Consider the following 6,402-nt stretch of genomic DNA (forward strand, 5'->3'; position numbering starts at 1 on the left):
GTAACTCGCCGCGCAGACACCGGCGGTGGCGAGGGCGGCGCCGGGCAGGTCGAGGGCCGGTCGGCGGACGGCGGGGGCATGACCTGGGTGCGGTAGGCCTCCGGGACGTCCTGGAGCAGCCGGCGGGTGGACTCGGCGTCCAGGGCGAAGGTCAGCGACTCCTCGCTCTCCGCCGTATTGGCGCCGTCCAGGTCCACCGGCAGGTCGTCGTCCACCAGGCCCTGCCAGTACGGGAGTTCCGCGTCGAAGCCGCCGGCCGCGGTGTGCGCGGCGAGCCGTTCGGCCCAGGCCCGGAAGGAGGTGCTCTTGGCGCCGAGGTCGGGCCGCTCGCCCGCGCTCAGCGCGTTGTGGGCGCGCTCCAGGTCCTCCAGCAGGATCCGCCAGGACACCGCGTCCACCACCAGGTGGTGCGCGGCCAGCAGCAGCACCGGGCGGGGGTCGTCGGCGAAGCGGCAGAGCGCGGCCCGCAGCAGCGGTCCGGCGGCCAGGTCGAAGCCCTCGGCCAGTCGCTCGCCGAGGTCCCGCAGGACGGTCGCGCGCTGCTCCCCCTCGGCGGCGGGCAGCTCGTGCGGGCGCAGTTCGGGGGCCTGGCCGGGTGCGGTGCCGTGCTGGCGCCACCGGCCGTCGGCGAGCGGTTCGTAGCGCAGCCGCAGCGCGTCGTGGTGGTCCAGGACGGCGGCCAGCGCGGCCCGCAGGGTCTCCTCGTCGGTGTCCGGGGCGAGGGTGAAGGAGACGGACTGGGTGAGCTGGGCCGGGTCGCCGTCCAGGGTGTCCAGCAGCCAGTGCTGGACGGGGGTGAGCGGGGCCTCGCCGACCACCGCGCCCTGGTCGGCGGCGGGCTCGGGCTGCGGTGAGCGCTCGGCGGCGCGGGCGAGTTCGGCCAGGGTCTGGTGGGCGAACAGGTGCCGGGGGGTCAGCGCGAGGCCGTCCCGGCGGGCCGCCGAGACGATCTGGATGCCGAGGATGGAGTCCCCGCCGAGGGCGAAGTAGTTGTCGTCCGCGCTGACCTCGGGCACCCCGAGCACCTCGCGCCAGATGGCGGCGAGGGCGCGCTCGGTGTCGGTGCGCGGGGGCCGGCCGGCCTCCGTCGCGGGCGCGGCCCACACCGGCTCGGGCAGGGCGCGCCGGTCCAGCTTGCCGGTCGCGCCGAGCGGCAGCCGCTCCAGCGGCACCACCAGGGCGGGCACCAGGTGGCCGGGGAGGGTGTCGCCGAGGAAGGCCCGCCACTCGGCCTGGTCGGGCAGGGCGCCGTCGCGCGGCACCGCGTAGCCCACCAGCCGCTTGTGGCCGTCCTGGTCGACCACCCGGGCGGCGGCCGCCGAGACCCGGGGGTGGCGGGCCAGCGCGGCCTCGACCTCGCCGAGTTCGATCCGGAAGCCGCGCACCTTGACCTGGTCGTCGGCGCGGCCGAGGTAGTCGAGACCGCCGTCGGCGCTCCAGCGCACCCGGTCGCCGGTGCGGTACATCCGGGCGCCGGGCGGGCCGTACGGGTCGGGCAGGAAGCGGGCGGCGGTCAGGCCGGGGCGGCGCAGGTAGCCGCGGGCCACGCCGGTGCCGGCCAGGTACAGCTCCCCGGGAGCGCCGACGGGCACCGGGCGCAGCCGCTCGTCCAGGACGTAGGCCCGGGCGCCGCCGAGCGGGCGGCCGATCGGCGGGTCGCGGTCCGGGTCGGCGGGGTCGCAGGTGTGGGCGGTGGCGTAGACGGTGGCCTCGGTGGGGCCGTAGACGTTCAGCACCCGGCAGCCGGGGACGGCCTCGCGGACCTGCCGCACGGTGCGGGCGGGCAGTGCCTCGCCGGCCAGCACCACGGTGTCCGCCGCGAGGTGCACGGCGCCGTCGGCGAGCAGTCCGCCGAGGGCCGAGGGCACCGCGCTGAGCAGGCCGGCCCGCCAGGGGCCGGGGCGCTCGGCCAGCGCCAGCAGGTCGCGCAGGAGTTCCACGCGGCCGCCGGAGAGCAGCGGCGCGAAGATCTCGAACACCGACACGTCGAAGTTGAGCGAGGTGGCGGCGAGCACGTGGGCCAGGCCGCCGTCGGCGAACTCGGCGGCGGCCCAGTCGGTCAGGGCGAGCACCGAGCTGTGGGCGACCACCACGCCCTTGGGGCGGCCGGTCGAGCCGGAGGTGTGGATGACGTACGCGGGGTGCTCCGGGCGCAGGGCGCCGTGCCGCTCCTCGTCGCGGACGGCGTCGGCGCGGGCGGCGGCCAGGCGCTCGCGGCAGGCGGGGTCGTCCAGCACGATCCGGGTGGACGGGCCGTCGGGCAGCCGGTCGGCGGTCGCCGTGCCGGTGACGACGGCGTCGGGCCGGACGTCCTCGAAGAGGTAGGCGATCCGCTCGGCCGGGTAGCCGGGGTCGACGGGCAGGTAGGCTGCGCCGCTCTTGAGCACCGCGAGCAGTGCCACGGCGAGTTCGACGGTGCGGGGCAGCGCGAGCGCGACGAAGCGCTCGGGGCCGGCCCCGGCCGCGATCAGCAGCCGGGCCAGCCGGTTGGAGCGCTCGTCGAGCTCCCGGTAGGTCAGCTGCTCGTCGCCGGAGCGGACCGCCGGGGCGTCGGGGGTGCGGGCGGCCTGTCGGGCGAAGGCCTCGGGCAGGGTGCCGTCCGGTGCCTCGGTGACCGCCCCGCCGAGGCGGGCCACCAGTGCGCGCCCCTCGGCCGGGTCCAGCAGCGGCAGTTCGCCCACCGGCCGGTCGAGGCCGGCCGCCATCCCGGCGAGCAGGGTGCGCAGGCCCGCGCCGAGCCCCTCGACGGTGGCGGTGTCGAAGAGGGCCGGGTCGTGGTCCAGGCCGACCTCGATGGACTCGCCGGGGGCGACCACCACGCTGAGCGGGTAGCTGGTCGGCTCCAGCACCTGCTCGGTCTCCACGCCGAGGCCGTGCCGGGTCAGCGACTGGGCGTCGAAGGGGTAGTTCTCGAAGACCACCAGGCTGTCGAACAGGGCGGTGCCGCCGGGCAGTTCGCTCCAGCCCTGGAGCTGGGCCAGCGAGACGGCGTCGTGCCGGCGGGCCTCGGACTGGTGGTCCTGGACCTCCCGCAGCAGCTCCCGCAGCGGGCGCCGGGGGTCGATCCGCACCCGGGTCGGCAGGGCGTTGATGAACAGCCCCACCATCGAGGTGACGCCGGGGAGTTCGGCGGGCCGGCCGGAGACGATGGTGCCGAACACCACGTCGTCCCCGCCGCCGTAGCGGGAGAGCAGCAGCGCCCAGGCGCCCTGGAGCACGGTGTTGACGGTCAGCCCGGCCTGCCGGGCGGTGTCGCGCAGCCGCTCGGACAGCTCGGGGCCGAGGGCGACCCGCACCGAGGCCGAGGAGGAGGCGCGGTGGGCGCCGGCCGGGCGGCGGTCCCGGGGCAGTTCGGTGGGGGCGGGGAAGCCGGCCAGGGTGTCGCGCCAGTACCGCTCGGCCTCCGCCCCGTCCTGGCCGGCCAGCCAGCGCAGGTAGTCGGCGTAGGGCGCCCGTTCGGCCGGAGCGGGGGCGCGTCCGGCGGTCAGGGCGGCGTAGCGCTCGCACACCTCGTCGAAGACCTGGGCGGCGCTCCAGCCGTCGAGCAGCACGTGGTGGAAGGTCCACACCACCCGGACCCGGGTCGGCGTCAGCCGGATCAGGGCGAGGCGCAGCAGCGGCGCGCCGCCGAGGTCGATGCCCGCCGCCCGGTCCTCGGCGAGCAGCCGGGCGGTGTCCCGCTCGACCTGTTCGGCGGGGCGGCCGGTCCAGTCGTGGTGGGCGACCGGGACGGCGGCCCGGTGCTGGACGACCTGGAGCGGTTCGGCGCCGTCCTGCCAGCTGAGCCGGGTGCGCAGGATCGCGTTGGCGTCGGCGGTCCGCTGCCAGGCCTCGGCCAGCGCGTGCGGGTCGGTGACCCCGTCCAGCACCAGCTGGACCTGGTTGACGTAGGTGTCGCCGTCCGGGTCGAGCAGGCTGTGGAAGAGCATCCCGGCCTGCATCGGGGTCAGCGGGTAGACGTCGGCGACCGCTCGGCCGTCCCCGGCGATCCGGTCCACCGCCGCCTGGTCGAGCCGGGCGAGCGGGAAGTCGGCGGGGGTGCGGCCGCCCGCGCCGGGCTCGGCGCAGTGGGCGACGATCTCCTCCAGGGCGCCCCGCATGGCGTGGGCGAGCCCGGTGACGGTGTCGGCGCGGTGCCGGCCGGAGCTGTAGTACCAGCCGATCTCCAGCTCGCCGTCCTCGACCCGGGCGACCACGTCCAGCAGGTGGGGGCGCTCGGTGCCGGGCGCCTCCGCGCCGCCGAGGCCGCCGGGGACGGCGCGGACCAGGGCGGCGCCGTCGGCGGACCAGTCGAAGCGGCCCAGGTAGTTGAAGGCGACGCCGGGGGCGGGCGCGTCGGCGAGCGCCGCGTCCCCGGCGAGGTGGCGCAGCGCGCCGTACCCGAGGCCGCGGTCGGGCACCGCCCGCAGCTGCTCCTTGACGGCCTTCAGGGCGGTGCCCCAGTCCCCCGCCGGGATGTCGAGGGCGACGGGGAAGAGCGAGGTGAACCAGCCGACCGTGCGGGACAGGTCGAGGCCGTCGAACAGCCGGTCCTCGCGGCCGTGGCCCTCCAGGCCGACGGCGACGGTGCCGCGCCCGGTCCAGTCGGCGAGCACCCGGCCGAGCGCGGTGAGCAGCACGTCGTCGATCCGGGTGCGGTAGACCGCGGGGACCTGCCGCAGCAGGGCGTCGGTGCGGTCGCGGTCCAGCCGGACGGTCACCTCGCGCAGGTCGGCGGCGGTGTTGGTACCGTCGCCGTCCACCGGCAGCGGGGTGGCGCAGGCCCGGGCGGCGGCTGCCCAGTGGTCGCGCTGCCCGTCGAAACCGCCGGCTTCGGTGTGCGCGGCCAGGCGGCGGGCCCACTCCCGGACGGAGCTGGTGCGGGCGGGCAGCCGCAGCGGGCGGCCCTCGACGGCCTGCCGGTAGGCGGTCTCCAGGTCCTCCAGCAGCACCCGCCAGGAGACGCCGTCGACCACCAGGTGGTGGACGGCCAGCAGCAGCCGGTCGGGCCGGGCGCCGTCGCCCTGGAACAGCCGGGCGGTGAGCAGCGGGCCGTCGGCCGGCCGGAAGGAGGCGTGGGCGGCCGCGGTCACCGCCTCCTCGGTGCCGTGGCCGTGGACCTCCAGCAGCTCGGGCGCGGCCTCCTCGGCGGGGGCGCAGTGCTGCCGCCAGGTGCCGTCCTCGGCGCGGGTGAAGCGGGAGCGCAGCGCGTCGTGGTGGGCCCACAGGGCGGCCAGGGCGCGGCGCAGGGCCCGGGGGTCGACGGCGCCGGGGGCCTCCACCACCAGGGACTGGTCGAAGTGGTGGGCGTACGGCGGGTTCGGGTCGAGGAACCAGTGCTGGATCGGTGTCAGGCCGACCTCGCCGCCGACCGGCTCGGTGCCCGCGACGGTGACGGCGCTGCCGGCGGCCGCGGCCAGGGCGGCGACGGTGGGGTGCCGGAACAGGTCGCGCGGGGAGAGCGCGAGGCCGGCGGCGCGGGCCCGGGAGACCACCTGGATGCTCAGGATGGAGTCGCCGCCGAGCAGGAAGAAGTCGTCGTCCAGCCCGACCCGTTCGACCCCGAGCAGCTCGGCCCAGATCGCGGCGAGCAGCCGTTCGCGGTCGGTGCCGGGGGCGCGGTGGGGGCGGTCGCCGCCCGTCGACCAGTCGGGGGCGGGCAGCCGGCGGCGGTCCACCTTGCCGTTGGCGGTGAGCGGGAGTTCGGGCAGGGTGACGAAGGCCGCGGGCAGCATGTAGTCGGGCAGGTCGGCGGCCAGGTGAGCGCGCAGTTCGGCGGCGGCGGGCGGCTCGGCGCCCTCGGCCGGCACCAGGTGGGCGGCCAGGCGCTTGCGTCCGGCGTCCTGGTGGAGCGAGACCACGGCCTCGGCGACGGCCGGGTGGGCGGTGAGCCGGGCCTCGATCTCGGCGGGTTCGATCCGGAAGCCGCGGATCTTGATCTGGTCGTCGGCGCGGCCGACGAAGTGCAGTTCGCCGTCCGCGCTCCACCGGACGGTGTCGCCGGTGCGGTACATCCGGGCGCCGGGCGGGCCGAAGGGGTCGGCGAGGTAGCGGGCGGCGGTCTCGCCGGGGCGGCCCGCGTAGCCGCGTGCGAGCCCGGCCCCGGCGATGTACAGCTCACCGGTGATGCCCGGCGGTTGGGGCTGGAGCGCGCCGTCCAGGACGTACACCCGGGTGTTGTCCAGCGGGCGGCCGATCGGCAGCGTGGCGGGCAGCTCGTCGCCCTCGCGGAAGGCCCGGCGGGTGGCGAAGGTGGTGGTCTCGGTCGGCCCGTAGCCGTCGACCACGGTGAGGCCGGGGCAGGCCGCCAGGACCTTGCGGACGGCGGCGCCGGGCACCGCCTCGCCGCCGGTCCACACCTCGCGGACGCCGCGCAGGCAGCCCGGGTCCTCCTGGGCGAGCAGCCGGAACAGCCCGGCCGTC

The 6,402-nt window shown here is 77.5% G+C and carries 1 protein-coding gene; it reads right to left on the reverse strand.

Annotated elements, in window-relative coordinates; genetic code table 11:
• Positions 1-6,402, reverse strand: a 6,402-nt coding sequence (locus ACWDCZ_RS38035; RefSeq protein ID WP_449818323.1) for an amino acid adenylation domain-containing protein, incomplete at both ends; no start/stop codon positions are given.

It is taken from the genome of Kitasatospora sp. NPDC001225, from assembly GCF_053597855.1.